At 68.5% G+C, this 24,012-nt stretch carries 36 protein-coding genes and 1 pseudogene; 34 read left to right on the plus strand and 3 right to left on the minus strand.

Annotation, left to right across the window (positions count from 1 at the left end; all coding sequences use genetic code 11):
• The first annotated feature begins 11 nt into the window (after positions 1-11).
• Positions 12-821 (plus strand): AraC family transcriptional regulator, encoded by an 810-nt coding sequence (locus AB0J57_RS24480; protein ID WP_366130429.1) that lies wholly within the window; start codon positions 12-14, stop codon positions 819-821.
• 28 nt (positions 822-849) lie between these two features.
• On the opposite strand, the pseudogene AB0J57_RS24485 reads toward AB0J57_RS24480, so the two are convergent.
• Positions 850-1,644, minus strand: a pseudogene (locus AB0J57_RS24485) (RNA repair domain-containing protein); the annotation flags it as partial.
• Positions 1,645-1,663: 19 nt separating this feature from the next.
• Positions 1,664-2,767 carry an FAD-dependent monooxygenase gene (locus tag AB0J57_RS24490; protein WP_366130430.1) on the minus strand — a complete coding sequence of 368 codons (1,104 nt, stop codon included), beginning with the start codon at positions 2,765-2,767 and terminating at the stop codon, positions 1,664-1,666.
• A gap of 176 nt (positions 2,768-2,943) precedes the next feature.
• Here AB0J57_RS24490 and AB0J57_RS24495 point away from each other — a divergent pair, with 176 nt between their 5' ends.
• From AB0J57_RS24495 to truA, 33 genes are all read left to right on the plus strand, one after another.
• Positions 2,944-3,879: a TetR/AcrR family transcriptional regulator C-terminal domain-containing protein gene (locus tag AB0J57_RS24495; RefSeq protein WP_366130431.1), complete on the plus strand. Its 936-nt coding sequence runs from the start codon at positions 2,944-2,946 to the stop codon at positions 3,877-3,879.
• Positions 3,880-3,962: 83 nt separating this feature from the next.
• A complete protein-coding gene (locus AB0J57_RS24500; protein WP_366130432.1) occupies positions 3,963-5,033 on the plus strand; it encodes a hypothetical protein in 1,071 nt (356 codons plus the stop codon).
• Positions 5,034-5,521: 488 nt separating this feature from the next.
• Entirely contained in the window at positions 5,522-5,830 is a 309-nt protein-coding gene (gene rpsJ, locus AB0J57_RS24505) for a 30S ribosomal protein S10 (protein WP_003948644.1), read from the plus strand.
• Positions 5,831-5,843: 13 nt separating this feature from the next.
• A complete protein-coding gene (gene rplC, locus AB0J57_RS24510) occupies positions 5,844-6,488 on the plus strand; it encodes a 50S ribosomal protein L3 (protein ID WP_315876824.1) in 645 nt (214 codons plus the stop codon).
• Between the two features lie 8 nt (positions 6,489-6,496).
• Positions 6,497-7,147 carry a 50S ribosomal protein L4 gene (rplD, locus tag AB0J57_RS24515; RefSeq protein WP_366130433.1) on the plus strand — a complete coding sequence of 217 codons (651 nt, stop codon included), beginning with the start codon at positions 6,497-6,499 and terminating at the stop codon, positions 7,145-7,147.
• A complete protein-coding gene (gene rplW / locus AB0J57_RS24520) occupies positions 7,147-7,461 on the plus strand; it encodes a 50S ribosomal protein L23 (RefSeq protein WP_073753477.1) in 315 nt (104 codons plus the stop codon). The genes rplD and rplW overlap by 1 nt, the downstream gene beginning before the upstream one ends.
• 39 nt (positions 7,462-7,500) lie before the next feature.
• Positions 7,501-8,337 carry a 50S ribosomal protein L2 gene (rplB, locus tag AB0J57_RS24525; RefSeq protein ID WP_018847502.1) on the plus strand — a complete coding sequence of 279 codons (837 nt, stop codon included), beginning with the start codon at positions 7,501-7,503 and terminating at the stop codon, positions 8,335-8,337.
• A 12-nt stretch (positions 8,338-8,349) separates the two neighbouring features.
• Complete coding sequence (gene rpsS, locus AB0J57_RS24530; RefSeq protein ID WP_004984529.1) at positions 8,350-8,631, plus strand: 30S ribosomal protein S19; 282 nt, start codon at positions 8,350-8,352, stop codon at positions 8,629-8,631.
• A 50-nt stretch (positions 8,632-8,681) separates the two neighbouring features.
• The gene (gene rplV, locus AB0J57_RS24535) at positions 8,682-9,029 is read left to right on the plus strand and encodes a 50S ribosomal protein L22 (protein ID WP_366130434.1); all 348 of its coding nucleotides are present in this window, start codon (positions 8,682-8,684) and stop codon (positions 9,027-9,029) included.
• Complete coding sequence (rpsC, locus tag AB0J57_RS24540; RefSeq protein ID WP_366130435.1) at positions 9,029-9,859, plus strand: 30S ribosomal protein S3; 831 nt, start codon at positions 9,029-9,031, stop codon at positions 9,857-9,859. Before rplV ends, rpsC begins: the two co-directional genes overlap by 1 nt.
• A 5-nt stretch (positions 9,860-9,864) precedes the next feature.
• Complete coding sequence (gene rplP / locus AB0J57_RS24545; RefSeq protein ID WP_126886729.1) at positions 9,865-10,284, plus strand: 50S ribosomal protein L16; 420 nt, start codon at positions 9,865-9,867, stop codon at positions 10,282-10,284.
• Positions 10,284-10,508, plus strand: coding sequence for a 50S ribosomal protein L29 (gene rpmC, locus AB0J57_RS24550; protein ID WP_030759371.1), 225 nt, complete (start codon positions 10,284-10,286; stop codon positions 10,506-10,508). The genes rplP and rpmC overlap by 1 nt, the downstream gene beginning before the upstream one ends.
• On the plus strand, positions 10,508-10,792 hold the full coding sequence (gene rpsQ / locus AB0J57_RS24555) for a 30S ribosomal protein S17 (protein ID WP_039656223.1): 285 nt from the start codon (positions 10,508-10,510) through the stop codon (positions 10,790-10,792). The genes rpmC and rpsQ overlap by 1 nt, the downstream gene beginning before the upstream one ends.
• Before the next feature lie 103 nt (positions 10,793-10,895).
• Entirely contained in the window at positions 10,896-11,264 is a 369-nt protein-coding gene (rplN, locus tag AB0J57_RS24560) for a 50S ribosomal protein L14 (protein ID WP_003956455.1), read from the plus strand.
• Between the two features lie 2 nt (positions 11,265-11,266).
• Positions 11,267-11,590: a 50S ribosomal protein L24 gene (gene rplX, locus AB0J57_RS24565; protein ID WP_073753485.1), complete on the plus strand. Its 324-nt coding sequence runs from the start codon at positions 11,267-11,269 to the stop codon at positions 11,588-11,590.
• Positions 11,590-12,147 carry a 50S ribosomal protein L5 gene (gene rplE / locus AB0J57_RS24570; RefSeq protein WP_073753487.1) on the plus strand — a complete coding sequence of 186 codons (558 nt, stop codon included), beginning with the start codon at positions 11,590-11,592 and terminating at the stop codon, positions 12,145-12,147. Before rplX ends, rplE begins: the two co-directional genes overlap by 1 nt.
• A gap of 5 nt (positions 12,148-12,152) precedes the next feature.
• Positions 12,153-12,338, plus strand: a complete 186-nt coding sequence (locus AB0J57_RS24575) for a type Z 30S ribosomal protein S14 (protein ID WP_003956452.1) — start codon at positions 12,153-12,155, stop codon at positions 12,336-12,338.
• A gap of 208 nt (positions 12,339-12,546) precedes the next feature.
• Complete coding sequence (rpsH, locus tag AB0J57_RS24580) at positions 12,547-12,945, plus strand: 30S ribosomal protein S8 (RefSeq protein ID WP_073753488.1); 399 nt, start codon at positions 12,547-12,549, stop codon at positions 12,943-12,945.
• Between the two features lie 21 nt (positions 12,946-12,966).
• Entirely contained in the window at positions 12,967-13,506 is a 540-nt protein-coding gene (gene rplF, locus AB0J57_RS24585) for a 50S ribosomal protein L6 (protein ID WP_126886730.1), read from the plus strand.
• Between the two features lie 3 nt (positions 13,507-13,509).
• Positions 13,510-13,893, plus strand: coding sequence for a 50S ribosomal protein L18 (gene rplR, locus AB0J57_RS24590; RefSeq protein WP_126886731.1), 384 nt, complete (start codon positions 13,510-13,512; stop codon positions 13,891-13,893).
• Between the two features lie 37 nt (positions 13,894-13,930).
• Positions 13,931-14,536, plus strand: coding sequence for a 30S ribosomal protein S5 (rpsE, locus tag AB0J57_RS24595; protein ID WP_030201551.1), 606 nt, complete (start codon positions 13,931-13,933; stop codon positions 14,534-14,536).
• Positions 14,536-14,718 (plus strand): 50S ribosomal protein L30, encoded by a 183-nt coding sequence (gene rpmD / locus AB0J57_RS24600; RefSeq protein ID WP_041130781.1) that lies wholly within the window; start codon positions 14,536-14,538, stop codon positions 14,716-14,718. Before rpsE ends, rpmD begins: the two co-directional genes overlap by 1 nt.
• A 1-nt stretch (position 14,719) precedes the next feature.
• On the plus strand, positions 14,720-15,175 hold the full coding sequence (rplO, locus tag AB0J57_RS24605) for a 50S ribosomal protein L15 (protein WP_366130437.1): 456 nt from the start codon (positions 14,720-14,722) through the stop codon (positions 15,173-15,175).
• Between the two features lie 486 nt (positions 15,176-15,661).
• Positions 15,662-16,981: a preprotein translocase subunit SecY gene (gene secY, locus AB0J57_RS24610; protein WP_366130438.1), complete on the plus strand. Its 1,320-nt coding sequence runs from the start codon at positions 15,662-15,664 to the stop codon at positions 16,979-16,981.
• Entirely contained in the window at positions 16,981-17,646 is a 666-nt protein-coding gene (locus tag AB0J57_RS24615; protein WP_366130439.1) for an adenylate kinase, read from the plus strand. The genes secY and AB0J57_RS24615 overlap by 1 nt, the downstream gene beginning before the upstream one ends.
• Positions 17,647-17,818: 172 nt before the next feature.
• On the plus strand, positions 17,819-18,670 hold the full coding sequence (map, locus tag AB0J57_RS24620) for a type I methionyl aminopeptidase (RefSeq protein ID WP_366130440.1): 852 nt from the start codon (positions 17,819-17,821) through the stop codon (positions 18,668-18,670).
• A 245-nt stretch (positions 18,671-18,915) separates the two neighbouring features.
• A complete protein-coding gene (gene infA / locus AB0J57_RS24625; protein WP_003956442.1) occupies positions 18,916-19,137 on the plus strand; it encodes a translation initiation factor IF-1 in 222 nt (73 codons plus the stop codon).
• 57 nt (positions 19,138-19,194) lie between these two features.
• The gene (gene rpmJ / locus AB0J57_RS24630; RefSeq protein ID WP_003956441.1) at positions 19,195-19,308 is read left to right on the plus strand and encodes a 50S ribosomal protein L36; all 114 of its coding nucleotides are present in this window, start codon (positions 19,195-19,197) and stop codon (positions 19,306-19,308) included.
• Between the two features lie 186 nt (positions 19,309-19,494).
• The gene (gene rpsM, locus AB0J57_RS24635) at positions 19,495-19,875 is read left to right on the plus strand and encodes a 30S ribosomal protein S13 (RefSeq protein ID WP_366130441.1); all 381 of its coding nucleotides are present in this window, start codon (positions 19,495-19,497) and stop codon (positions 19,873-19,875) included.
• A 65-nt stretch (positions 19,876-19,940) separates the two neighbouring features.
• On the plus strand, positions 19,941-20,345 hold the full coding sequence (gene rpsK, locus AB0J57_RS24640) for a 30S ribosomal protein S11 (protein ID WP_003956432.1): 405 nt from the start codon (positions 19,941-19,943) through the stop codon (positions 20,343-20,345).
• Between the two features lie 225 nt (positions 20,346-20,570).
• Positions 20,571-21,593, plus strand: a complete 1,023-nt coding sequence (locus tag AB0J57_RS24645) for a DNA-directed RNA polymerase subunit alpha (RefSeq protein WP_003956430.1) — start codon at positions 20,571-20,573, stop codon at positions 21,591-21,593.
• A gap of 80 nt (positions 21,594-21,673) precedes the next feature.
• Complete coding sequence (gene rplQ / locus AB0J57_RS24650; RefSeq protein ID WP_366130442.1) at positions 21,674-22,168, plus strand: 50S ribosomal protein L17; 495 nt, start codon at positions 21,674-21,676, stop codon at positions 22,166-22,168.
• A 72-nt stretch (positions 22,169-22,240) separates the two neighbouring features.
• Positions 22,241-23,107, plus strand: a complete 867-nt coding sequence (gene truA / locus AB0J57_RS24655; RefSeq protein ID WP_366130443.1) for a tRNA pseudouridine(38-40) synthase TruA — start codon at positions 22,241-22,243, stop codon at positions 23,105-23,107.
• Here the strand turns inward: truA and AB0J57_RS24660 are convergent.
• Entirely contained in the window at positions 23,069-23,998 is a 930-nt protein-coding gene (locus AB0J57_RS24660; RefSeq protein ID WP_366130444.1) for a hypothetical protein, read from the minus strand. The two genes, truA and AB0J57_RS24660, sit on opposite strands and share 39 nt — an antisense overlap.
• Positions 23,999-24,012 lie beyond the last annotated feature (14 nt).

Raw genomic sequence — 24,012 nt, forward strand, 5'->3', positions numbered from 1 at the left:
ACGTTCTTTGCATGGTGGCCCGGCAGGAGGTTTCCGCGTGGCGCCCGAGGGTCGCGGGCGTGGTGGAGGTCTTCCACGCCCACTTCACGGAGCACGCGTACCCGATGCACGTCCATGACTCCTGGACGCTGCTGGTCGTCGACGACGGCGCGGTCCGTTACGACTTGAACCGCCGTGAGCACGGCACCCCTCTCGACACGGTCTCCCTGCTGCCGCCGCAGGTGCCGCACAACGGCTCGCCGGCGACTTCGCGGGGCTTCCGCAAGCGGGTGCTGTACCTGGACCTGACCCAGTTGGGCGAGAGCTTCATCGGCCCCGCCGTGGACGGCCCCGACCTGGTTGACCCCGTACTGCGGCGCCGCGTCGGGCAGTTGCACACGGCCCTGGCGCACCCGGGCGACGAGTTGGAGGCGGAGAGCCGGCTCGCCCTGATCCGCGAACGTCTCCGCGGCCACCTGCGGCCCCGGCTCGTCGCCTGCCCGCCGAAGGCCGACCGCGGCGTGGCCCACCGGCTGCGGGAACTCCTCGACGACAGGCTGCACCAAGGGGTGACCCTGGAGGAGGCGGCGCGAGTGGTGCACGCCCATCCCACGCACCTTGTACGGGCGTTCGGCGCCGCCTTCGGCATCGCCCCGCACCAGTACCTGATGGCCCGCCGGGTCGACCGCGCCCGGCGGTTGCTGCTCGACGGGCGGGCACCTGCCGAGGTGGCGGCCGCGGCCGGCTTCTACGACCAGTCGCACCTCGCCCGGCACTTCAAGCGCCTCGTGGGCACCGCCCCCGGGCGTTACGCCCGCACCGCCGGGGCCCGGAGGCGCTGACCCGGGGCCCGGAGGCGGTGACTCACAGCCACCGCACCTTCCCCGTGCCCAGCGCGACCGTCGCCCGTACCCGCATCGGCTCGTCGCCCCGCCGGGAGAGGGTCACCACCTCGGTCACCCGGGCGGTCAGCGGGCCCCAGGGGGCCAGCCGCTCGGCGCACTCGGCGACGACCTCGCGGGGGTGCCGGGTCCGGCCCAGGCTCAGGTGCGGGGTGAAGCCCGGGCGGTCGCCCCGGCAGGCGGGGAAGCGGCGCACCAGGGCCTGACGCAGCTCCGCCCACGGCCGGGCGTCCGCCGCGGCCGGGTCCAGCCACACGGTGGAGCCCGCCCGGTGGCGGAAGGTGCGGATTCCGGCGAGCCGCGCCTCGAAGGGCGCGATCCGGGCCGCCGCCGACGCCAGCAGGGGTACGGCACGCCCGAAGTCCTCCTCGGGTACGAAGCCGAAGAGCAGGTTCACGTGCGGCGGCCAGCGGTGGATCTGCGGGTCGTGGTCCCGGCGGATGGCCTGGACCGGCGGCCACAGCCCACCGGGCGGGAGCCAGGCCACCGCCGTACGGGGCGTGGGCGGTGTGTCCAGGGTGTCCACCCGCCCGGCATCGGTGGCGCCGAGGCGGTCCACGCCCGTGGTGCGGTCCCAGACCACCTCCCCGTCGGCCTCGAAGAACAGCACCCGGTGCCAGGGGATGTCACCGCCCGGCTCGAAGTCGTCCAGCGGCACCCGGCCGGGCCCGCCCTCGCGGAGGCGGACGCCCACCACGAACCGGTGGGGATCGAACCGGGGGTCCCACAGGACCTGGTGGTAGATCTCCTCGCTCGTGCGCACGTCCCCACTGTGCGCCCGGTCAGCCGTCCAGCGCGATCGCGTTCTTCGCCCGGGTGAGCGACTCCTCGGACGCCGGACCACCCGGGTTCTCCGTGGCCAGGGCCTGGTTCGCGGCGACGAAGGGCCGCATGCGCGTTTCGTACGCGGCGAACGCCGCCCCGTGGTCGCCCGCCGCCCCCGCCAGCGCGTCCGCCAGGACGTACGCGCCCACCAGGGCGAGGCTGGTGCCCTGGCCGGAGAGGGGGGAGGGGCAGTAGCCGGCGTCGCCGAGCAGGACCGTACGGCCCCGGGACCAGTGGTCCATGCGGATCTGGGCCATCGCGTCGCAGTAGAAGTCCGGCGCCTCCTCGGCCGCCTTGGCCAGGCGCGGGCCCTCCCAGCGCAGCGCGGCGAGCCGCTCGACGATCAGCGACTTCAGATCGGCATCGCCGTTCAACGGCGCCGACTCGAAACCGAACGCGACCCGCAGCTCCCGGTTGTCGCGTACGGGCATGATGCCGAACCCCGCCTCGCCGTCCCGCATCCACACCTGCCAGTTGTCCAGGTCCAGGAAGTTGTCGGCGCTGAAGACCGACAGGTAGCTGCCCAGGTGCCGGGCGAACTCCTCCTCAGGGCCGAAGACGAGGCGCCGCACCGTCGAGTGCAGGCCGTCGGCGCCGACCACCAGGTCGAAGCGGCGCGACGGGGCATGGGTGAAGTCCGCCCGTATGCCGTCGGCGCTCACGGTGAGCGCGGTGACGCCGTCCCCGAAGACGTACTCGACGTCCCCGTCCTCGCGCGCCCGGTCGTACAGCAGCCGCGCCAGGTCCTCGCGGAGCACCTCGATGTCGTCCCCGTCGAGCCGGCCGCTGCTCAGCGCGTACTCCGTCGAGCGGCCGATCTCCCTGCCGTCCGCGTCCAGGACGGACATGCCCCGTATCCGCGTGCGGAGCTCGCGGGCCCGCTCCAGCACCCCGATGCGGTCGACCACGTCCAGGGCGCCCCCCCGGACGTCGATCGCCTGCCCGCCCGGCCGCAGGCAGGGTGCCCGCTCCACGACCGTCGGTGAGAAGCCCCGCCGGCGGAGCAGGTGCGCGAGCGCGGATCCGGCGATCCCGGCACCGGAGATGAGTACGGACTGCATGGCCCAACTCCCTTCAATACGGTGTACGCGCCTGAATGTACGACGTACATGCACGCCTGCCAATTGGTGTTTCGCCCCTGCTGTACTAGGTCAGAGTGCCATGGCGAACCATCGCCGCTGCTAGGATCTGCCCTAGTACAGCGACCTCATTCGGCGAAAAAGATTCGAGGCGGCCCATGGGCGACCAGCCCCCCTACCTCCGCATCGCCGCCGACATCCGGCAGCGCATCGCCGACGGCGACCTCCGCCCCGGCGACCGCGTCCCCTCCACCCGGCAGATCGCCCAGCAGTGGGGAGTCGCCCTGGCGACCGCCACCAAGGCGCTCACCACCCTGCGCTTGGAAGGCACCGTCCAGGCCCGGCCCCGCGTCGGCACCGTCGTCGCCGGCACGGAGACCCCGGCCCCGGCACCGGCTCCCAGGCGGTCCGCCGAGCCCGAGCTCACCCAGGCCCGGATCGTCCGCGCCGCCATAGAGATCGCCGACGCCGAAGGGCTCGCCGCCCTGTCCATGCGCGGGGTCGCCGCCCGCCTCGGGGTCGCGGCCATGTCCCCGTACCGGTACGTCGGCAGCAAGGACGAGCTGGTCGCGCTGATGGCGGACGCCGCCTACGGCGAGGTCACCGGCCCCGCCGTACCGGAGCACGGCTGGCGGGCCCGGATGGAGGGGGCGGCGCGCGCCATGTGGGAGGTGTGCCGCAGGCACCCGTGGGTCGCCCAGATCGGCCCGCTCAGCCGCCCGCTCGTCCTGCCGAACCTGATGGCGCACGGTGAGCGGGTGCTCGGCGCGCTGGAGGGCAGCGGCCTGGACGCGAAGACGCGGTTCGACATCCACCTGTTGATCTACAGCTACGTCCAGGGACTCGCCGTCAACTTGGAGCGCGAGGTGCAGGCCCAGGCCACCACCGGCCTCACCGAGGACGAGTGGATGAACACCCAGGCGAGGTCGATGGCCGAGGTCGTCGGCTCCGGCCGCTACCCGGCCCTCGCCCGCACCCTCGCCGGCTTCGAGGACGGGTACGACCTCGACCTCGACGCGCTGTTCGAGTTCGGCCTGGGGCCCCTCCTGGCCGGTATCGAACGCCTCGTCGAAGGGGTCGCACGTCCGACGTGATCAAATGTGGGCTCAGAGTCACGACAGGGGTGGGGATCGTGGGGACGAGCACGCCGGAAGGGCGGCCGGGGGACGGACCGTCGGTGTCCGACGAGGAATGGGCGCGGTTCCTCCGCGCGGCCGAGCAGGACGGCGGGGCGGCCGCCCCCAAGGAGCCGTCGGCCGACGAACGCGCCGCGCGTGCGGCACGGGTCGCCCGCTCGGCGCAGCCCGAGGGGTGGCGCACCGGACCGGCCTGGCGGGAGATCGACGGACGCGCCGCCCGTCGGCGGCGCCTGGCCGCAGCGCTCGGGCTGCTGCTGGCGGCGGGGCTCGTGGTGGTCGCCGTACGCCCCGGGCTGGTCACCGACCGGTTCGCCGGGGGAGGGGACACGCGCGCGGCCCAGGCCCCGGCGACGCAGTCCGCCGACGACCTTCCCACCCTCAAGGAGCCCTTCCGGGGCTCGCCCGCGGCCGGCTGGGCGGACGGTGCCGCCGGGATCCAGGTGCCCGAGGCGAAACCCGTCGGCGGAATGAGCGAGAAGGACGTCCAGCACGCCCTCACCAGCGCCAAGGCGCTGCTCGTCGCCGCCAATCTGGACCCCGCCACCCTGAGGGGCGAGCGGCCCCGGGCCGCGCTGGACCTCCTGGACCCGCTCCAGGCCGACGGTCGCGTCATGCTGGAGAAGGCCCTGACCGACCCCGGCACGGACCGCGATCCGCTGTGGGTCTTCAGCCGCTTCGACGCGTCCGAGGTCAGGCCGGCGGGGAATGTGGTCAAGGTCCGGGGCCGGCTGACCTACGAGCGGGGCGAGCGGGACGGCCAGGTGCTGGTGCACGCCGACTACACGTTCGTCTACCCGGTCGTGAAGGCGGACCCGGGCGGTGCCACCGAGGTCGCCCGGACCGTCGTACGCCGACAGATGACCCTGGCCCTGTACGACCCCGCGAAGATCCGTACGACGCCGGGAAAGCTGTACGTATTGCGCATGGAGGCGAGCGCCGGCAACGACGACTGCTCGCGCGACGGCGACGGCTTCCTGCACCCCCAGTTCCACTCGGAGCTGGTGGCCGGAGAGGACGGCGGAGGCACCGGCAGGCTGGTCGACCCCTACGACCGCAGCAAGCCCCTGGACGAGCTGTCCCAGGAATGCGGCACCGTGACCCGCACCTGACGAACAGGGGCGGACCAGGACGTTCCGCTGGCGGTGGGGGTGTGCCGCGGTTTGACAGGGACACCCCGCGGGGTAATCTCTTCGGCTCGATTGGCGTGGGCTCTGCCCCGTATGGCAGACTGTCGGGGTTGCTCGGTTGAGTGCCGATGCTGCGCGCCTCCCGCCGGGAGGACCGGAAGCGAGTCCCACAGTACTCGTCGCCCCTGATCAGGGGCGGACGTACGGGAATCTTCCGGGAAGCGTCAGCGGGGCGCCGACCAGGCACCCGGTGGGTGTTCCGCCCCCGACGCTCTTCATTGAGCACAGCGTGGTCCCAGGGCCCGCACCCCCTCGGTTGGGAAATCCTTCGGGAGATCTGCGTAGAGGGGATGCGACACGCCCGACCGCGTGGGTCGGAGGAGGGGCTGCAAAACCAAGGCCGAGAGGCCCAGGGGAACGCGGCCCACCAGGTTCCAGAGCGTTACGAGAGACAGGACTACTGAGTAGCCATGGCGGGACAGAAGATCCGCATCCGGCTCAAGGCCTACGACCACGAGGTCATCGACTCCTCGGCGAAGAAGATCGTCGAGACGGTGACGCGCACTGGTGCGTCGGTCGCGGGCCCGGTGCCGCTGCCCACTGAGAAGAACGTGTACTGCGTCATCAAGTCGCCGCACAAGTACAAGGACTCGCGCGAGCACTTCGAGATGCGCACGCACAAGCGCCTCATCGACATCCTCGACCCCACGCCGAAGACGGTTGACTCGCTCATGCGTCTCGACCTGCCGGCCGGCGTCGACATCGAGATCAAGCTCTGAGGTGACGCGCGAGATGGCTAAGAACATTAAGGGCGTCCTGGGCGAGAAGCTCGGCATGACCCAGGTCTGGGACGAGAACAACCGGGTCGTCCCGGTGACCGTCGTCAAGGCCGGGCCCTGCGTCGTCACCCAGGTCCGCACGAACGACACTGACGGCTACGAGTCGGTCCAGATCGCCTTCGGCGAGATCGACCCGCGCAAGGTGAACAAGCCCCTCAAGGGCCACTTCGCCAAGGCCGACGTCACCCCGCGCCGCCACCTGGTGGAGATCCGCACCGCTGACGCCTCCGAGTACACGCTCGGCCAGGAGATCACCGCTGAGGTCTTCGAGGCGGGCGTCAAGGTCGACGTCACCGGCAAGAGCAAGGGCAAGGGCTTCGCCGGTGTCATGAAGCGCCACAACTTCCGTGGCCTGGGCGCCGGACACGGTACCCAGCGCAAGCACCGCTCGCCCGGTTCCATCGGTGGCTGCGCCACCCCGGGCCGTGTGTTCAAGGGCCTCCGCATGGCGGGCCGCATGGGCAACGAGCGGGTCACCACCCAGAACCTGACCGTCCACGCCGTTGACGCGGAGAAGGGCCTGCTCCTGATCAAGGGCGCGGTTCCTGGTCCGAACGGCGGCCTCGTCCTGGTCCGTACCGCGGCCAAGGGGGCCTGAGGTAACCGATGAGCACCATTGACATCCTTTCGCCGGCAGGCGACAAGGCCGGGACCGTCGAGCTCCCCGCGGAGATCTTCGACGCGAAGACCAGCGTTCCGCTGATCCACCAGGTCGTCGTCGCCCAGCTCGCGGCTGCCCGTCAGGGCACGCACAAGACCAAGACCCGTGGCGAAGTCCGCGGTGGCGGCAAGAAGCCGTACCGCCAGAAGGGCACCGGCCGCGCCCGTCAGGGTTCGACCCGCGCTCCGCAGTTCGCCGGCGGTGGCGTCGTCCACGGCCCCGTGCCGCGTGACTACTCGCAGCGCACCCCGAAGAAGATGAAGGCCGCCGCCCTCCGCGGTGCCCTCTCGGACCGGGCGCGTCACTCCCGTATCCACGTCATCACCGACGTGGTGGACGGCGCGGTGTCCACCAAGGCCGCCAAGACGCTGTTCGGCAAGATCTCGGAGCGCAAGAACCTGCTCCTGGTCGCCGAGCGCTCCGACGAGGCCGCGTGGCTGTCCGCCCGCAACCTGCCCCAGGTGCACATCCTGGAGCCGGGCCAGCTGAACACGTACGACGTGCTCGTCTCCGACGACGTGGTCTTCACCAAGGCCGCCTTCGAGTCCTTCGTGTCTGGCCCCAAGGCCGCTGACAACGAGGGGAGCGAGGCCTGATGGCCGAGATCACCAGCAAGACCTTCTCCGACCCGCGCGACGTTCTCGTCAAGCCGGTTGTCTCCGAGAAGAGCTACGCGCTGCTCGACGAGAACAAGTACACGTTCATCGTGGCCCCCACCGCGAACAAGACCCAGATCAAGCAGGCCGTCGAGGCGGTCTTCTCGGTCAAGGTCGCGTCGGTGAACACGATCAACCGCCAGGGCAAGCGCAAGCGCACCCGCACCGGTTTCGGTAAGCGCGCGAACACCAAGCGCGCCATCGTGACCCTTGCTGAGGGCAACCGTATCGACATCTTCGGCCAGGCCTCCTAACGGAGCGCCCTGGTCCGAATATCGGACGAGGACTGAGAAATGGGTATCCGCAAGTACAAGCCGACGACTCCGGGCCGTCGTGGCTCCAGCGTCGCCGACTTTGTCGAGATCACGCGGTCCACGCCGGAGAAGTCGCTGGTCCGCCCCCTGCACAGCAAGGGCGGCCGTAACAACACCGGTCGTGTGACCGTCCGTCACCAGGGCGGTGGCCACAAGCGCGCCTACCGCGTGATCGACTTCCGTCGTCACGACAAGGACGGCGTGCCGGCCAAGGTCGCTCACATCGAGTACGACCCCAACCGCACCGCGCGCATCGCGCTCCTCCACTACGTGGACGGCGAGAAGCGCTACATCATCGCCCCGCGTGGCCTGAACCAGGGCGACCGGGTCGAGAACGGCCCCGGCGCCGACATCAAGCCCGGCAACAACCTGGCGCTGCGCAACATCCCGGTCGGTACCACGATCCACGCGATCGAGCTCCGTCCCGGTGGCGGCGCCAAGTTCGCCCGCTCCGCGGGTGCCTCCGTGCAGCTGCTCGCGAAGGAGGGCCAGATGGCCCACCTGCGCATGCCGTCCGGTGAGATCCGCCTGGTCGACGTCCGCTGCCGCGCCACCATCGGCGAGGTCGGCAACGCCGAGCAGTCGAACATCAACTGGGGCAAGGCCGGCCGCAAGCGCTGGCTGGGCGTTCGCCCGACCGTTCGTGGTGTCGCCATGAACCCGGTTGACCACCCGCACGGTGGTGGTGAGGGCAAGACCTCCGGTGGTCGCCACCCGGTCTCCCCCTGGGGTCAGAAGGAGGGTCGTACTCGTTCTCCCAAGAAGGCGAGCAACAAGTACATCGTCCGCCGCCGCAAGACGAACAAGAAGCGCTAGGAGCGGGTTTAGATGCCGCGCAGTCTCAAGAAGGGGCCCTTCGTCGACGACCACCTGATCAAGAAGGTGGACGCCCAGAACGAAGCAGGCACCAAGAACGTCATCAAGACCTGGTCCCGTCGCTCGATGATCGTCCCGGCCATGCTCGGCCACACGATCGCGGTGCACAACGGCAAGACCCACATCCCGGTGTTCGTCACCGAGTCGATGGTCGGCCACAAGCTCGGCGAGTTCTCGCCGACGCGCACCTTCCGGGGTCACGTCAAGGAAGACCGGAAGTCGAAGCGCCGCTAGTAGCGGGGTGAAAGACCATGACGAACGTGTCAGACACTGAAGGGACAACCATGGAAGCCAGGGCCCAGGCGCGGTACATCCGCGTCACGCCCATGAAGGCCCGCCGCGTGGTGGACCTCATCCGTGGCATGGACGCCACGGAGGCTCAGGCGGTCCTGCGTTTCGCCCCGCAGGCCGCGAGCGTGCCGGTGGGCAAGGTGCTGGACAGCGCCATTGCCAACGCCGCGCACAACTACGACCACACGGACGCCTCTTCGCTGTACATCAGCGAGGCGTACGTCGACGAGGGCCCGACCCTGAAGCGGTTCCGTCCGCGTGCCCAGGGCCGTGCCTACCGGATCCGCAAGCGGACCAGCCACATCACCGTGGTCGTCGCCAGCAAGGAAGGAACCCGGTAATGGGCCAGAAGGTAAACCCGCACGGGTTCCGGCTCGGCATCACCACCGACTTCAAGTCGCGCTGGTACGCCGACAAGCTGTACAAGGACTACGTCAAGGAAGACGTCGCCATCCGTCGGATGATGACGTCCGGCATGGAGCGCGCCGGCATCTCGAAGGTTGAGATCGAGCGCACCCGTGACCGTGTCCGCGTGGACATCCACACCGCGCGTCCGGGCATCGTCATCGGCCGCCGTGGCGCCGAGGCCGACCGCATCCGCGGTGACCTCGAGAAGCTCACGGGCAAGCAGGTCCAGCTCAACATCCTCGAGGTCAAGAACCCCGAGGTCGACGCTCAGCTCGTGGCCCAGGCCGTTGCCGAGCAGCTGTCCTCCCGCGTCTCCTTCCGCCGCGCCATGCGTAAGAGCATGCAGTCGGCCATGAAGGCGGGCGCCAAGGGCATCAAGATCCAGTGTGGTGGCCGTCTCGGCGGCGCCGAGATGTCCCGCTCGGAGTTCTACCGCGAGGGTCGTGTGCCGCTGCACACGCTGCGCGCGAACGTCGAGTACGGCTTCTTCGAGGCCAAGACCACCTTCGGCCGCATCGGCGTGAAGGTCTGGATCTACAAGGGCGACGTCAAGAACATCGCCGAGGTCCGCGCCGAGAACGCCGCTGCCCGCGCCGGCAACCGCCCGGCCCGTGGTGGCGCTGACCGCCCGGCCCGTGGTGGCCGCGGTGGCGAGCGTGGCGGTCGCGGTCGCAAGCCGCAGCAGACCGGTTCCGCTGCCGAGGCCCCCAAGGCCGAGGCCGCTGCCGCTGCTCCGGCTGAGAGCACCGGAACGGAGGCCTGACCGAAATGCTGATCCCCCGTAGGGTCAAGCACCGCAAGCAGCACCACCCGAAGCGCAACGGTATGGCCAAGGGTGGCACGCAGGTTGCGTTCGGCGAGTACGGCATTCAGGCCCTCACCCCGGCCTATGTGACCAACCGCCAGATCGAGGCCGCGCGTATCGCCATGACCCGCCACATCAAGCGTGGCGGCAAGGTCTGGATCAACATCTACCCGGACCGTCCGCTCACGAAGAAGCCGGCCGAGACCCGCATGGGTTCCGGTAAGGGTTCTCCGGAGTGGTGGATCGCGAACGTCAAGCCCGGTCGGGTGATGTTCGAGCTGTCCTACCCGAACGAGAAGATCGCGCGTGAGGCTCTGACTCGTGCCGCCCACAAGCTGCCGATGAAGTGCAAGATCGTCAAGCGCGAGGCAGGTGAGCTGTGATGTCGGCCGGTACCAAGGCGTCCGAGCTGCGCGAGCTGGGCAACGAGGAGCTTGTCGCCAAGCTCCGCGAGGCCAAGGAAGAGCTGTTCAACCTCCGCTTCCAGGCGGCGACGGGCCAGCTCGAGAACCACGGCCGGCTGAAGGCCGTCCGCAAGGACATCGCCCGGATCTACACCCTGATGCGTGAGCGCGAGCTCGGCATCGAGACGGTGGAGAACGCCTGATGAGCGAGAGCAACGTGACTGAGAACAAGGAAGCGCGCGGTTTCCGCAAGACCCGTGAGGGTCTGGTCGTCAGCGACAAGATGGACAAGACCGTCGTCGTCGCCGTCGAGGACCGCGTCAAGCACGCGCTGTACGGCAAGGTCATCCGCCGTACGAACAAGCTCAAGGCGCACGACGAGCAGAACGCCGCGGGTGTCGGCGACCGCGTCCTCCTCATGGAGACCCGGCCGCTGTCCGCGACCAAGCGCTGGCGCGTCGTCGAGATCCTCGAGAAGGCCAAGTAATCGCTCGGGGGGTTTCCCCCGAGTTCGTTCCGCCAGGCTCGGCAGGGGCTGACCTCGTCAGAGGCGCCCCTGCCGGGAACCGGCAGACAATCAGGAGATAGACGTGATCCAGCAGGAGTCGCGACTGCGTGTCGCCGACAACACTGGTGCCAAGGAAATCCTTTGCATCCGTGTTCTCGGTGGTTCCGGTCGCCGCTACGCGGGCATCGGTGACGTCATCGTCGCCACCGTCAAGGATGCGATCCCCGGTGGCAACGTGAAGAAGGGTGACGTCGTCAAGGCGGTCATCGTTCGCACCGTCAAGGAGCGCCGCCGCCAGGACGGCTCGTACATCCGCTTCGACGAGAACGCCGCCGTCATTCTGAAGAACGACGGCGACCCTCGCGGCACCCGTATCTTCGGCCCCGTGGGCCGTGAGCTGCGCGAGAAGAAGTTCATGAAGATCATCTCGCTCGCGCCGGAGGTGCTGTAAGCATGAAGATCAAGAAGGGCGACCTGGTTCAGGTCATCACCGGCAAGGACAAGGGCAAGCAGGGCAAGGTCATCGCGGCCTTCCCCCGTGAGGACCGCGTCCTGGTCGAGGGTGTCAACCGGGTCAAGAAGCACACCAAGGCCGGTCAGACCGCTCGCGGTTCGCAGACCGGCGGCATCGTCACCACCGAGGCCCCGATCCACGTGAGCAACGTTCAGCTCGTCGTGGAGAAGGACGGCAAGAAGGTCGTGACCCGCGTCGGTTACCGCTTCGACGACGAGGGCAACAAGATCCGCGTTGCCAAGCGGACGGGTGAGGACATCTGATGGCTACCACCACCACTCCGCGTCTCAAGACGAAGTACCGCGAGGAGATCGCGGGCAAGCTGCGTGAGGAGTTCTCGTACGAGAACGTCATGCAGGTTCCCGGCCTCGTGAAGATCGTGGTCAACATGGGTGTGGGCGACGCCGCCCGCGACTCCAAGCTGATCGAGGGTGCCATCAAGGACCTCACCACGATCACCGGTCAGAAGCCGGCCGTCACCAAGGCCCGCAAGTCCATCGCGCAGTTCAAGCTGCGTGAGGGCCAGCCGATCGGTGCCCACGTCACGCTCCGTGGCGACCGCATGTGGGAGTTCCTGGACCGCACCCTGTCGCTCGCGCTCCCGCGCATCCGCGACTTCCGCGGCCTGTCCCCCAAGCAGTTCGACGGCCGTGGCAACTACACCTTCGGTCTCACGGAGCAGGTCATGTTCCACGAGATCGACCAGGACAAGATCGACCGTGTCCGGGGTATGGACATCACCGTGGTGACCACGGCGACCAACGACGAAGAGGGCCGTGCGCTCCTCCGTCACCTCGGCTTCCCGTTCAAGGAGGCGTAAGCGAGATGGCGAAGAAGGCTCTCATCGCGAAGGCTGCCCGCAAGCCCAAGTTCGGCGTGCGCGCGTACACCCGCTGCCAGCGCTGCGGTCGTCCGCACTCCGTCTACCGCAAGTTCGGCCTGTGCCGCGTGTGCCTCCGTGAGATGGCTCACCGTGGCGAGCTGCCGGGCGTGACCAAGAGCTCCTGGTAATCCCTCAATTGGGATGACCGGAGTCTCTCGGTAAGCATCTGGTCGGCAGGAGCCCTTCTCCACATGTCGTAGGCTTGTGGGGTTGGGCGCCTGCCGCCCGTACGACTTACTACGCCGTAGGTCCCCGCACCGCACCCGTCCCGCCCATGAGCGGGGAGAGGGATGGCGCATACAGGAAACCCCGGCGAGAGAGGCCGAAGGCCAATTCATGACCATGACTGATCCGATCGCAGACATGCTTACGCGTCTGCGGAACGCGAACTCGGCGTACCACGACACCGTGACGATGCCGCACAGCAAGATCAAGTCTCACATCGCGGAAATCCTCCAGCAGGAGGGCTTCATCACGGGCTGGCGCGTCGAGGACGCCGAGGTTGGCAAGAACCTCGTCCTCGAGCTCAAGTTCGGTCCGAACCGTGAGCGCTCCATCGCGGGCATCAAGCGGATCTCGAAGCCCGGTCTGCGGGTTTACGCGAAGTCCACCAACCTGCCGAAGGTCCTCGGCGGTCTGGGCGTGGCGATCATCTCCACGTCCCACGGCCTCCTGACCGGCCAGCAGGCGCAGAAGAAGGGCGTGGGTGGGGAAGTCCTCGCCTACGTCTGGTAGTCGGGAACGGAGGAAAAGCCAATGTCGCGTATCGGCAAGCTCCCCATCACGGTTCCCGCCGGCGTGGACGTCACCATCGAGGGCCGCACGGTCACGGTGAAGGGTTCCAAGGGCACCCTGAGCCACACCGTCGCCGCGCCGATCGAGATCGTCAAGGGCGAGGACGGCGTTCTGAACGTCACCCGCCCGAACGACGAGCGTCAGAACAAGGCCCTGCACGGCCTGTCCCGCACGCTGGTGGCCAACATGATCACCGGTGTGACCCAGGGGTACACCAAGGCGCTCGAGATCAGCGGTGTCGGTTACCGCGTGGCCGCGAAGGGCTCCAGCCTGGAGTTCCAGCTCGGCTACAGCCACCCGATCCTGGTGGAGGCCCCCGAGGGCATCTCCTTCAAGGTCGAGTCGCCGACCAAGTTCTCGGTCGAGGGCATCGACAAGCAGAAGGTCGGCGAGGTCGCCGCGAACATCCGCAAGCTTCGCAAGCCCGACCCCTACAAGGCCAAGGGCGTGAAGTACGCGGGTGAGGTCATCCGCCGCAAGGTCGGAAAGGCTGGTAAGTAAGCCATGGCATACGGCGTGAAGATTGCCAAGGGCAAGGCCTACAAGGGCGCTGCTCTGAAGCGTCGCCACATCCGCATCCGCAAGAAGATCGCGGGTACGGCGGAGCGTCCGCGCCTCGTCGTGACCCGGTCCAACCGCGGCATCACCGCTCAGGTCATCGACGACCTCAAGGGTCACACCCTGGCGTCGGCGTCCACCCTGGACGCGTCCATCCGCGGCGGCGAAGGCGACAAGTCGGCGAAGGCGAAGCAGGTCGGCCAGCTCGTGGCCGAGCGTGCGAAGGCCGCCGGCGTCGAGGCTGTCGTGTTCGACCGTGGCGGCAACCAGTACGCCGGGCGCATCGCCGCCCTGGCGGACGCCGCCCGTGAAGCCGGCCTGAAGTTCTGAGCCGGTTCCGCAAGGAAGACTAGGAAGGGAAAGTCCAATGGCTGGACCCCAGCGCCGCGGAAGCGGTGCCGGTGGCGGCGAGCGGCGGGACCGGAAGGGCCGTGACGGCGGCGCTGCTGCCGCCGAGAAGACCGCGTACGTTGAGCGCGTTGTCGCGATCAACCGCGTCGCCAAGGTTGTGAAGGGTGGTCGTCGCTTCAGCTTCACCGCGCTGGTCGTGGTGGGCGACGGTGACGGCACCGTGGGTGTCGGTTACGGCAAGGCCAAGGAGGTGCCGGCCGCCATCGCCAAGGGTGTGGAGGAGGCCAAGAAGCACTTCTTCAAGGTCCCCCGTATCCAGGGCACCATCCCGCACCCGATCCAGGGTGAGAAGGCCGCGGGCGTCGTCCTGCTCAAGCCGGCTTCCCCCGGTACCGGTGTTATCGCCGGTGGCCCGGTGCGTGCCGTGCTCGAGTGCGCCGGCGTTCACGACATCCTGTCGAAGTCGCTCGGCTCCGACAACGCGATCAACATCGTGCACGCGACCGTGGAGGCCCTCAAGGGCCTGCAGCGTCCCGAGGAGATCGCGGCTCGCCGTGGTCTGCCCCTCGAGGACGTCGCTCCCGCGGCTCTTCTCCGTGCGCGTGCGGGGGCGGGTGCGTAATGGCTCGCCTCAAGGTCACGCAGACGAAGTCGTACATCGGCAGCAAGCAGAACCACCGCGACACCCTTCGTTCCCTGGGCCTCAAGCGCCTGGGTGACGTGGTCGTCAAGGAGGACCGCCCCGAGTTCCGCGGAATGGTGCACACCGTCCGCCACCTCGTGACGGTCGAGGAGGTCGACTGACATGGCGGAGCAGAACCCGCTGAAGGTCCACAACCTCCGTCCCGCCCCGGGCGCCAAGACCGCCAAGACCCGTGTGGGTCGTGGTGAGGCGTCGAAGGGTAAGACGGCCGGTCGTGGTACCAAGGGCACGAAGGCCCGCTACCAGGTTCCGGAGCGCTTCGAGGGTGGGCAGATGCCCCTCCACATGCGTCTCCCGAAGCTGAAGGGCTTCAAGAACCCGTTCCGCACCGAGTACCAGGTCGTGAACCTGGACAAGCTCGCGGCCCTGTACCCGCAGGGTGGCGAGGTCACCGTTGCCGACCTGGTCGACAAGGGTGCCGTGCGCAAGAACAGCCTCGTCAAGGTCCTGGGCCAGGGCGAGATCTCCGTGGCGCTGCAGGTTTCGGTTGACGCCGTCTCCGGCTCCGCCAAGGAGAAGATCACCGCCGCGGGCGGCACCGTCACCGAGCTCGTCTGAGCCTCGTCCTGACGGACCCCGTCGCACCGACGGAAAAGAGCCTGGCCGGCGCCCCTCGTGGGCGTCGGCCAGGCTCTTTTGGCACCGGTGATGCGTGCTGGTGCGCGCCGCGCCGGGTCACCGGTGCGTGCCACGCCGGTCACCCGGCTTCACGGGGCGTCCTTCACGCGGCTTCACGCCGGTTCACGCCGGTTCACATCGACTTTCGGACATCTTCACCATGGCTGCCCCGACTCGGACGCCAAACGCGTCGCTGGGCCGTTGTCCTGGTGGGGGGCCGCGGCGACCGGTCGCCCGAGGATGATTCGGGTTACCCGCAGTTGACGTGCCTGAGTGACGTTTCACGCGGGCGTGGCGGCCGGGTATGGTAGCCGCTGTTAGTGTCCCGGCAGTCTGCCCCCGTGGCGTAAGGCTGCCGTGTTTGTATCTACTCACTTACCAAACCGTCACCCTCACGCGCGTAACGCGGGGGTCGCAGGAGGCACCGTGCTCACCGCGTTCGCCCGGGCGTTCAAGACGCCCGACCTGCGCAAGAAGCTGCTCTTCACGCTGGGCATCATCGTGATCTACCGGCTCGGGGCGCACATTCCCGTTCCCGGTGTCGACTACCAGTCCGTCCAGCAGTGTGTGGACGAGGCCAGCAAGGGCGGCAACAGCCTGCTCGGCCTGGTGAACCTGTTCAGCGGCGGGGCGCTTCTGCAGATCACCATCTTCGCGCTCGGCATCATGCCGTACATCACGGCGAGCATCATCCTGCAGCTACTGACCGTGGTCATCCCGCGCCTCGAGGCCCTCAAGAAGGAGGGACAGGCCGGTACCGCCAAGATCACGCAGTACACGCGTTACCTGACGATCGCGCTCGCGATCCTCCAGGGCACCGGCCTGGTGGCGACCGCCCGCACCGGCGCGCTCTTCAGCGGCTGCACGGTGGCGAGCCAGGTGGTTCCGGACCGGTCGATCTTCGCCACCATCCTCATGGTCATCACCATGACCGCGGGCACCGCCGTCGTGATGTGGCTCGGTGAGCTGATCACCGACCGCGGCATCGGCAACGGCATGTCGATCCTGATGTTCATCTCGATCGCCGCCGGCTTCCCGGGCGCCCTGTGGGCCATCAAGGTGAGCGGCAAGCTCGCCCAGGGCTGGATCGAGTTCGGCACCGTCATCCTGATCGGCTTCGTGATGGTGGCCCTGGTCGTCTTCGTCGAGCAGGCCCAGCGCCGCATCCCGGTCCAGTACGCGAAGCGCATGATCGGCCGCAGGTCCTACGGCGGTACGTCCACTTACATCCCGCTCAAGGTGAACCAGGCAGGTGTGATTCCTGTCATCTTCGCCTCGTCGCTGCTCTACATCCCGGCCTTGATCGCCCAGTTCTCGAACTCCACCTCCGGGTGGAAGACCTGGATCGAAGCCCACTTCGTCAAGGGTGACCACCCCTACTACATCACCGTCTACTTCCTGTTGATCGTGTTCTTCGCCTTCTTCTATGTGGCGATCTCGTTCAACCCCGAGGAAGTCGCGGACAACATGAAGAAGTATGGTGGCTTCATCCCGGGCATCCGGGCTGGTCGACCTACTGCCGAGTACCTGAGCTACGTGCTCAACAGGATCACCTGGCCGGGCTCGCTGTATCTGGGTCTGATCGCTCTTGTGCCGACGATGGCGTTGGCAGGCTTCGGTGGCGCCAATGCCAACTTCCCGTTCGGCGGGACGAGCATCCTCATCATCGTGGGTGTGGGGCTGGAGACCGTGAAGCAGATCGAGAGCCAGCTCCAGCAGCGCAATTACGAAGGGTTCCTCCGCTGATGCGTATCGTCCTCGTCGGACCGCCCGGTGCGGGCAAGGGAACGCAGGCCGCGTTCCTTGCCAAGAACCTGTCGATTCCGCACATCTCCACGGGCGACCTGTTCCGCGCCAACATCAGTCAGGGCACGGAGCTGGGCAAGCAGGCCAAGGCGTACATGGACGCCGGCAACCTCGTACCCGACGAGGTCACCATCGGGATGGCCAAGGACCGCATGGAGCAGCCGGACGCCGTGAACGGCTTCCTGCTGGACGGCTTCCCGCGCAACGTGGCCCAGGCCGAGGCGCTCGACACCACGCTGGACGCCGAGGGCATGAAGCTGGACGCGGTCCTCGACCTGGAGGTCGAGGAGGACGAGGTCGTCAAGCGGATCGCGGGCCGCCGCATCTGCCGCAACGACAGCGCGCACGTGTTCCACGTGACGTACGCGCCGCCGAAGACCGAGGGCGTCTGCGACGTTTGCGGCGGTGAGCTGTACCAGCGCGACGACGACTCCGAGGAGACCGTCCGCAAGCGGCTGGAGGTCTACCACACGCAGACCGAGCCGATCATCGACTACTACCGGGCCCAGGGCCTGGTGGTCACCATCTCCGCGCTCGGCAAGGTCGACGAGGTGACCGAGCGCGCGATGGAGGCGCTGAAGGGGCGCGGCGAGCAGGCCGCCTAGTTCTTCCCCGTGTTTGTGTTTCGGCCGCGGTGCCCCCTGGTGGGCACCGCGGCCGAGGCGTTTCCCGCCTCCCTTCCGGGACGTGACGGGGTCACGACGGCCGTATCGTGGTGGGGGTTACTCCGTACTCCTGGAACATGGGTTCCATCCCTCTGGAAAGGCGTCAGCCGTCATGGTGCAGCTCAAGACTCCCGAGCAGATCGCGAAGATGCGCGAGGCGGGGCTGGTCGTCGCCGCCATCCACGCGGCGACGCGTGAGGCGGCGGTGCCCGGCGCGACGACGAAGGACCTGGACGAGGTCGCGCGGAAGGTGATCGCCGACCACGGTGCGAAGTCGAACTTCCTGGGGTACGGCGGGTTCCCCGCGACGATCTGCACGTCCGTGAACGAGGTCGTCGTCCACGGCATCCCGAGCGACGACGTCGTCCTGAAGGACGGCGACATCATCTCCATCGACTGCGGCGCGATCGTCGACGGCTGGCACGGCGACGCGGCCTACACGGCCTTTGTGGGCTCCGGTCATGCCCCGGAGCTGATCGAGCTCTCCCGGGTGACCGAGGAGTCGATGTGGCACGGCATCGCCGCCATGAAGAACGGCAACCGGCTGGTGGACATCTCCCGGGCGATCGAGACCTACATTCGCCGCCAGCCGCGCCCGGCCACGGGCGAGCACAGCCTGGGCAAGTTCGGGATCATCGAGGACTACGGCGGCCACGGCATCGGCACCGAGATGCACATGGACCCGCACCTGCTGAACTACGTCTCCCGCAAGCGCGGCAAGGGACCGAAGCTGGTGCCCGGCTTCTGCCTGGCGATCGAGCCGATGGTGTCGCTCGGCACGCCGCGCACGGAGGTCCTGGAGGACGACTGGACCGTCATCACGACGGACGGCACCTGGTCATCCCACTGGGAGCACTCCGTGGCCCTCACCGACCAGGGCCCCCTGGTCCTCACGGCCCCGGACGGCGGCAAGGCCAAGCTCGCCGAGCTGGGCGTCACGGCGGCCCCGGACCCGCTGGCGTGACGGCCGTCCGGCGCCGGTCGCCCCGGCCGCCGACGGAGGCCGGCGCAGCGGCGTGCGCGGTCCCGGGTGCGGGTGCGCGGGGCGGGTGCGTCGGGGCGGGGGTAACGATCTACGAGCGTGGGCAAGCTCTCCGGATTCGTCTTTTCCAGAGGGCTGACGTAGACTGATGCGTCGGCTCTCGTGTACCCGTGTGTCCGCACACGGTGACGGGAGTCGATCAAGGTAGCCGATTCGAAGGGCGAAGCGTGGCCAAGAAGCAAGGTGCCATCGAAATTGAGGGCACCGTGATCGAGTCCCTGCCGAACGCCATGTTCAAGGTGGAGCTCCAGAACGGTCACAAGGTCCTCGCGCACATCTCCGGCAAGATGCGGATGCACTACATCCGTATCCTCCCGGACGACCGGGTCGTCGTGGAGCTGTCTCCGTACGACCTGACGCGTGGGCGGATCGTCTACCGATACAAGTAGATCTTGTCGCGCCCCACGCGTGGGGTGGTGGCACTGACCCGGAGAACCTCACATCCCATGAAGGTCAAGCCGAGCGTCAAGAAGATCTGCGACAAGTGCAAGGTGATCCGCCGTCACGGCCGGGTCATGGTCATCTGCGACAACCTGCGCCACAAGCAGCGCCAGGGCTGACGCACGCCGACCTGCACCTCCGCAGTTCTTCGCGCGACGCGAGCAATTTCGTACATACGCAGTGCCCGCCAAACCCTGACAGGGTCGGCGATACCTCCGGTGGGGGCCGGGGACCTGGTCCGTACCTCGTACGGCGGCCACGGAGCGGCACTGCGGAAGACCCCCGAAACACACAGGAGCCATTGAATGGCACGCGTTTCCGGTGTTGACATCCCGCGCGACAAGCGCGTGGAGGTCGCACTCACCTACGTCTTCGGTATCGGCCGCACCCTGGCGAAGGAGACCCTCGCCTCCACCGGTGTGAACCCGAACACCCGCGTTCGTGACCTGTCCGAAGAGGACCTGGTCAAGATCCGCGAGTACGTGGACAACAACATCAAGACCGAGGGTGACCTCCGTCGCGAGATCCAGGCCGACATCCGCCGCAAGGTCGAGATCGGCTGCTACCAGGGTCTCCGCCACCGTCGCGGTCTGCCGGTCCACGGCCAGCGCACCAGCACGAACGCTCGTACCCGCAAGGGCCCGCGTCGCGCCATCGCCGGCAAGAAGAAGCCGGGCAAGAAGTAGTCCGCAGCGGACGACTGTCCACGGTCTTCGCTGTAGGACCGACCACCTCCCGTAGGAGTTAAGACATGCCCCCCAAGGGTCGTCAGGGCGCTGCCAAGAAGGTGCGCCGCAAGGAAAAGAAGAACGTCGCTCACGGGCACGCCCACATCAAGAGCACGTTCAACAACACCATCGTTTCGATCACCGACCCCTCGGGCAACGTGATCTCCTGGGCCTCCGCCGGCCACGTCGGCTTCAAGGGCTCGCGCAAGTCCACCCCCTTCGCCGCGCAGATGGCCGCCGAGTCGGCCGCCCGCCGCGCGCAGGAGCACGGCATGCGCAAGGTCGACGTCTTCGTCAAGGGTCCGGGCTCCGGCCGTGAGACCGCGATCCGTTCCCTCCAGGCCACCGGCCTCGAGGTCGGCTCGATCCAGGACGTCACCCCCACGCCGCACAACGGCTGCCGTCCGCCCAAGCGCCGCCGCGTCTGACGCACGGCTGCGGACGGGGCGGCGGTCTGCTGGGGGTCCGGGGGTTATCCCCCGGGAATTCGCAGCACGGCTGCCGTCCGCCCAAGCGCCGCCGCGTCTGACGCACGGCTGCTGCTTGTTCTGTGAGGTTCCGGGCGGTACGGCTCTTCGGGGTCGTGCCGCCCGTATCCTTGCTGTATCCGAGGACGTCAAATAGCGGGCGTCCACGACTGAAGGAAACACACCATGCTTATCGCTCAGCGTCCCTCGCTGACCGAAGAGGTTGTTGACGAGTACCGCTCGCGGTTCGTCATCGAGCCGCTGGAGCCGGGCTTCGGCTACACGCTCGGCAACTCGCTTCGCCGTACGCTCCTCTCCTCGATCCCGGGTGCGGCCGTCACGTCCATCCGCATCGACGGTGTCCTGCACGAGTTCACCACCGTGCCGGGCGTCAAGGAGGACGTCACCGACCTCATCCTCAACATCAAGCAGCTGGTCGTGTCCAGCGAGCACGACGAGCCGGTCGTGATGTACCTGCGCAAGCAGGGCCCGGGCCTCGTGACCGCGGCCGACATCGCCCCGCCGGCCGGTGTCGAGGTGCACAACCCCGACCTGGTGCTCGCCACGCTGAACGGCAAGGGCAAGCTCGAGATGGAGCTGACCGTCGAGCGCGGTCGCGGCTACGTCTCCGCCGTTCAGAACAAGCAGGTGGGCCAGGAGATCGGCCGTATCCCGGTCGACTCGATCTACAGCCCCGTCCTCAAGGTCACCTACAAGGTCGAGGCGACCCGAGTCGAGCAGCGCACCGACTTCGACAAGCTGATCGTCGACGTCGAGACCAAGCAGGCCATGCGGCCGCGCGACGCCATGGCGTCCGCCGGTAAGACGCTGGTCGAGCTGTTCGGTCTGGCCCGCGAGCTCAACATCGACGCCGAGGGCATCGACATGGGCCCGTCCCCCACGGACGCCGCCCTCGCCGCCGACCTGGCGCTGCCGATCGAGGAGCTCGAGCTCACCGTTCGTTCGTACAACTGCCTCAAGCGCGAGGGCATCCACTCCGTGGGTGAGCTCGTGGCGCGCTCCGAGGCCGACCTGCTCGACATCCGCAACTTCGGTGCGAAGTCGATCGACGAGGTCAAGGCGAAGCTGGCCGGCATGGGCCTGGCCCTGAAGGACAGCCCGCCCGGATTCGACCCGACCGCCGCCGCCGACGCCTTCGGCGCCGACGACGACGCGGACGCGGGCTTCGTCGAGACCGAGCAGTACTGATTGCTGCCCGCAGGCGACCGCCTGCGGGGCCCTGACCCCGGTACCTGATACGGCCGGGGCAGATCACAAGGAGAAACACCATGCCGAAGCCCGCCAAGGGTGCCCGTCTGGGCGGCAGCGCCGCGCACGAGAAGCTGCTCCTCGCGAACCTCGCGAAGTCGCTCTTCGAGCACGGCCGCATCACCACGACCGAGGCCAAGGCCCGCCGCCTGCGTCCGGTCGCCGAGCGCCTGATCACCAAGGCGAAGAAGGGCGACATCCACAACCGTCGCCTGGTGCTGCAGACGATCACGGACAAGGGCGTCGTCCACACGCTCTTCACCGAGATCGCCCCGCGCTACGCCGAGCGCCCGGGTGGCTACACCCGCATCACCAAGATCGGCAACCGTCGTGGCGACAACGCCCCGATGGCGGTCATCGAGCTGGTCGAGGGCGAGATCGCCAAGAAGGCGACCGTCGCCGAGGCCGAGGCCGCGACCAAGCGCGCGGTGAAGGAGGCCGAGGAGGCCAAGGTCGAGGAGACCAAGGCCGACGAGGCCGCCGAGGCTCCGGCCGAGGAGTCCAAGGACGCCTGAGCGTTCTGACGGCTGACGGACGGGCCCGCCCCTCTCGGGGGGCGGGCCCGTTCGGCTTGAGAGGATTGACGCGTGAGCGATGACGTGAAGCCCGGTTTCGTACGGGTACGGCTGGACCTGTCCTACGACGGCAAGGACTTCCACGGCTGGGCCAAGCAGGCCGGCGGGCAGCGGACCGTGCAGGGCGACATCGAGGACGCGCTGCGCACGGTGACGCGGTCGTCCGAGACGTACGAGCTGACCGTGGCCGGGCGGACCGACGCGGGCGTCCACGCGCGCGGGCAGGTCGCCCACGTCGATCTGCCGGAGGCCCTGTGGGCCGAGCACAGGGACAAACTCCTGCGGCGGCTGGCCGGGCGGCTGGCGCACGACGTGCGGGTGTGGAAGGTCGAGGAGGCGCCGGCCGGGTTCAACGCGCGGTTCTCGGCGATATGGCGGCGGTATGCGTACCGGGTGACCGACCAGCCGGGCGGGGTCGACCCCCTGCTGCGCGGGCACATCCTGTGGCACGACTGGCCGCTGGACGTCGACGCCATGAACGCGGCCGCCGAGCCGCTGCTGGGCGAGCACGACTTCGCCGCGTACTGCAAGAAGCGGGACGGCGCGACGACCATCCGTACGCTCCAGGAGCTGCGGTGGGAGCGGCTGCCGTCCGGTGTCCTGGAGGCCACGGTCAAGGCGGACGCCTTCTGCCACAACATGGTCCGCTCGCTGGTCGGCGCGCTGCTGTTCGTCGGGGACGGGCACCGGCCGGTGGACTGGCCGGGCAAGGTGCTGGCGGCGGGCGTGCGGGACTCGGCCGTCCACGTCGTACGGCCGCACGGGCTCACGCTGGAGGAGGTCGGCTACCCGGCCGACGAGCTGCTGGCCGCCAGGAACCTGGAGGCCCGCAACAAGCGGTCACTGGCCGCCCGTGGCGGGAGCGGTGGCTGCTGCTGACGCCTGGGTGCGGCCGCGGGCGTAGATCTGGTTGAAGGCGAAGGTCCCGAGGTCGTCGCTGGTCTTGAAGACCGCCTCGTCGCTCTTGGTGACCTTCTTGCCGCTGGTGAAGCCCGCCTGCGTGAAGTAGGCGTACCGGCCGATCGCGTTCGCGCGGCGCAGGCAGACCGTCTGGGCCTGGCAGAAGCCGTTGACGCCGGACCCGGCGAGCGGGGTGACGCCGCCCCGGGCGTCGTCCTTGGCCTTGAGGGCGGCCGCCTTGGTGTCGAACAGCGCGACGCCGACCGTGATGGCGACGCCGTCCCTCTCGTACGTGGCACGGATGACGCGTGTGCAGCCGTGCTTGTCCAGGACCGCGCCGAGGCCGTCCTCGGCGGCAGCCGCGCAGTTGGTGGTGGAGGCGGTGGCGCCCTTGGCGTAGACGCGGTCGCCCATCGTGAGCTTCTTGCCGGGGAAGAGGGACTCCGCGCTGAGCGGTGCCTTGTCCTTCTGGGCGCTGGAGATGAAGTCCATCGGGTTCGGCGGGGGCGGGGGAGCGACCGAGGAGAAGGACGGCTGGGGCTTGGCGGTGTCGGTGGGCAGCTCGGGGGCGCCGCTGGTGGTGTCCGCGAGGTTGGCGCCGTCGTCGTCCTTCGTGTTCGTGGAGACGATGGCCATCGCGATCATGGTGCCCACGAGCCCGGTGGCGAGCACGGCACCGCCGGCGAGCAGCAGGCGCCTACGGCGCGTGCGCTTCTCCGACGCCTCGGCGAGGGCGCTCCAGTCCGGCGTGTCGGCCGTGTACGGCTGGTTCTGCTGGTACGCGCCCTGCTGGTACGGGTCCTGCCGGTACGGATCCTGCTGGTACGGATCTTGCGGCTGCTGCGGCCACTGCGGTCCCCCAAAGCTCATGCCGCGCATCCTAA

Origin of the sequence: Streptomyces sp. NPDC049837, from assembly GCF_040674455.1 — a bacterium.
GTDB lineage: Bacteria > Actinomycetota > Actinomycetes > Streptomycetales > Streptomycetaceae > Streptomyces.

Excerpts from the sequence above, each read along its gene's own strand:
- rplR (WP_126886731.1), top strand. The coding sequence starts at position 13,510 with ATGGCATACGGCGTGAAGATTGCCAAGGGCAAGGCCTACAAGGGCGCT.
- rplB (WP_018847502.1), top strand. The coding sequence starts at position 7,501 with ATGGGTATCCGCAAGTACAAGCCGACGACTCCGGGCCGTCGTGGCTCC.
- AB0J57_RS24480 (WP_366130429.1), top strand. The coding sequence starts at position 12 with ATGGTGGCCCGGCAGGAGGTTTCCGCGTGGCGCCCGAGGGTCGCGGGC.
- AB0J57_RS24615 (WP_366130439.1), top strand. The coding sequence starts at position 16,981 with ATGCGTATCGTCCTCGTCGGACCGCCCGGTGCGGGCAAGGGAACGCAG.
- rplC (WP_315876824.1), top strand. The coding sequence starts at position 5,844 with ATGGCTAAGAACATTAAGGGCGTCCTGGGCGAGAAGCTCGGCATGACC.
- rplX (WP_073753485.1), top strand. The coding sequence starts at position 11,267 with ATGAAGATCAAGAAGGGCGACCTGGTTCAGGTCATCACCGGCAAGGAC.
- AB0J57_RS24495 (WP_366130431.1), top strand. The coding sequence starts at position 2,944 with ATGGGCGACCAGCCCCCCTACCTCCGCATCGCCGCCGACATCCGGCAG.
- rplD (WP_366130433.1), top strand. The coding sequence starts at position 6,497 with ATGAGCACCATTGACATCCTTTCGCCGGCAGGCGACAAGGCCGGGACC.
- rpsC (WP_366130435.1), top strand. The coding sequence starts at position 9,029 with ATGGGCCAGAAGGTAAACCCGCACGGGTTCCGGCTCGGCATCACCACC.
- rpsJ (WP_003948644.1), top strand. The coding sequence starts at position 5,522 with ATGGCGGGACAGAAGATCCGCATCCGGCTCAAGGCCTACGACCACGAG.
- rplE (WP_073753487.1), top strand. The coding sequence starts at position 11,590 with ATGGCTACCACCACCACTCCGCGTCTCAAGACGAAGTACCGCGAGGAG.
- AB0J57_RS24660 (WP_366130444.1), bottom strand. The coding sequence starts at position 23,998 with ATGAGCTTTGGGGGACCGCAGTGGCCGCAGCAGCCGCAAGATCCGTAC.
- AB0J57_RS24645 (WP_003956430.1), top strand. The coding sequence starts at position 20,571 with ATGCTTATCGCTCAGCGTCCCTCGCTGACCGAAGAGGTTGTTGACGAG.
- rplQ (WP_366130442.1), top strand. The coding sequence starts at position 21,674 with ATGCCGAAGCCCGCCAAGGGTGCCCGTCTGGGCGGCAGCGCCGCGCAC.
- rpmC (WP_030759371.1), top strand. The coding sequence starts at position 10,284 with ATGTCGGCCGGTACCAAGGCGTCCGAGCTGCGCGAGCTGGGCAACGAG.
- rpsK (WP_003956432.1), top strand. The coding sequence starts at position 19,941 with ATGCCCCCCAAGGGTCGTCAGGGCGCTGCCAAGAAGGTGCGCCGCAAG.
- rpsE (WP_030201551.1), top strand. The coding sequence starts at position 13,931 with ATGGCTGGACCCCAGCGCCGCGGAAGCGGTGCCGGTGGCGGCGAGCGG.
- AB0J57_RS24490 (WP_366130430.1), bottom strand. The coding sequence starts at position 2,767 with ATGCAGTCCGTACTCATCTCCGGTGCCGGGATCGCCGGATCCGCGCTC.
- rpsH (WP_073753488.1), top strand. The coding sequence starts at position 12,547 with ATGACCATGACTGATCCGATCGCAGACATGCTTACGCGTCTGCGGAAC.
- map (WP_366130440.1), top strand. The coding sequence starts at position 17,819 with ATGGTGCAGCTCAAGACTCCCGAGCAGATCGCGAAGATGCGCGAGGCG.
- rpsQ (WP_039656223.1), top strand. The coding sequence starts at position 10,508 with ATGAGCGAGAGCAACGTGACTGAGAACAAGGAAGCGCGCGGTTTCCGC.
- rplF (WP_126886730.1), top strand. The coding sequence starts at position 12,967 with ATGTCGCGTATCGGCAAGCTCCCCATCACGGTTCCCGCCGGCGTGGAC.
- rplW (WP_073753477.1), top strand. The coding sequence starts at position 7,147 with ATGGCCGAGATCACCAGCAAGACCTTCTCCGACCCGCGCGACGTTCTC.
- rplO (WP_366130437.1), top strand. The coding sequence starts at position 14,720 with ATGGCGGAGCAGAACCCGCTGAAGGTCCACAACCTCCGTCCCGCCCCG.
- rplV (WP_366130434.1), top strand. The coding sequence starts at position 8,682 with ATGGAAGCCAGGGCCCAGGCGCGGTACATCCGCGTCACGCCCATGAAG.
- rpmJ (WP_003956441.1), top strand. The coding sequence starts at position 19,195 with ATGAAGGTCAAGCCGAGCGTCAAGAAGATCTGCGACAAGTGCAAGGTG.
- rpsM (WP_366130441.1), top strand. The coding sequence starts at position 19,495 with ATGGCACGCGTTTCCGGTGTTGACATCCCGCGCGACAAGCGCGTGGAG.
- AB0J57_RS24575 (WP_003956452.1), top strand. The coding sequence starts at position 12,153 with ATGGCGAAGAAGGCTCTCATCGCGAAGGCTGCCCGCAAGCCCAAGTTC.
- rplP (WP_126886729.1), top strand. The coding sequence starts at position 9,865 with ATGCTGATCCCCCGTAGGGTCAAGCACCGCAAGCAGCACCACCCGAAG.
- rpmD (WP_041130781.1), top strand. The coding sequence starts at position 14,536 with ATGGCTCGCCTCAAGGTCACGCAGACGAAGTCGTACATCGGCAGCAAG.
- rpsS (WP_004984529.1), top strand. The coding sequence starts at position 8,350 with ATGCCGCGCAGTCTCAAGAAGGGGCCCTTCGTCGACGACCACCTGATC.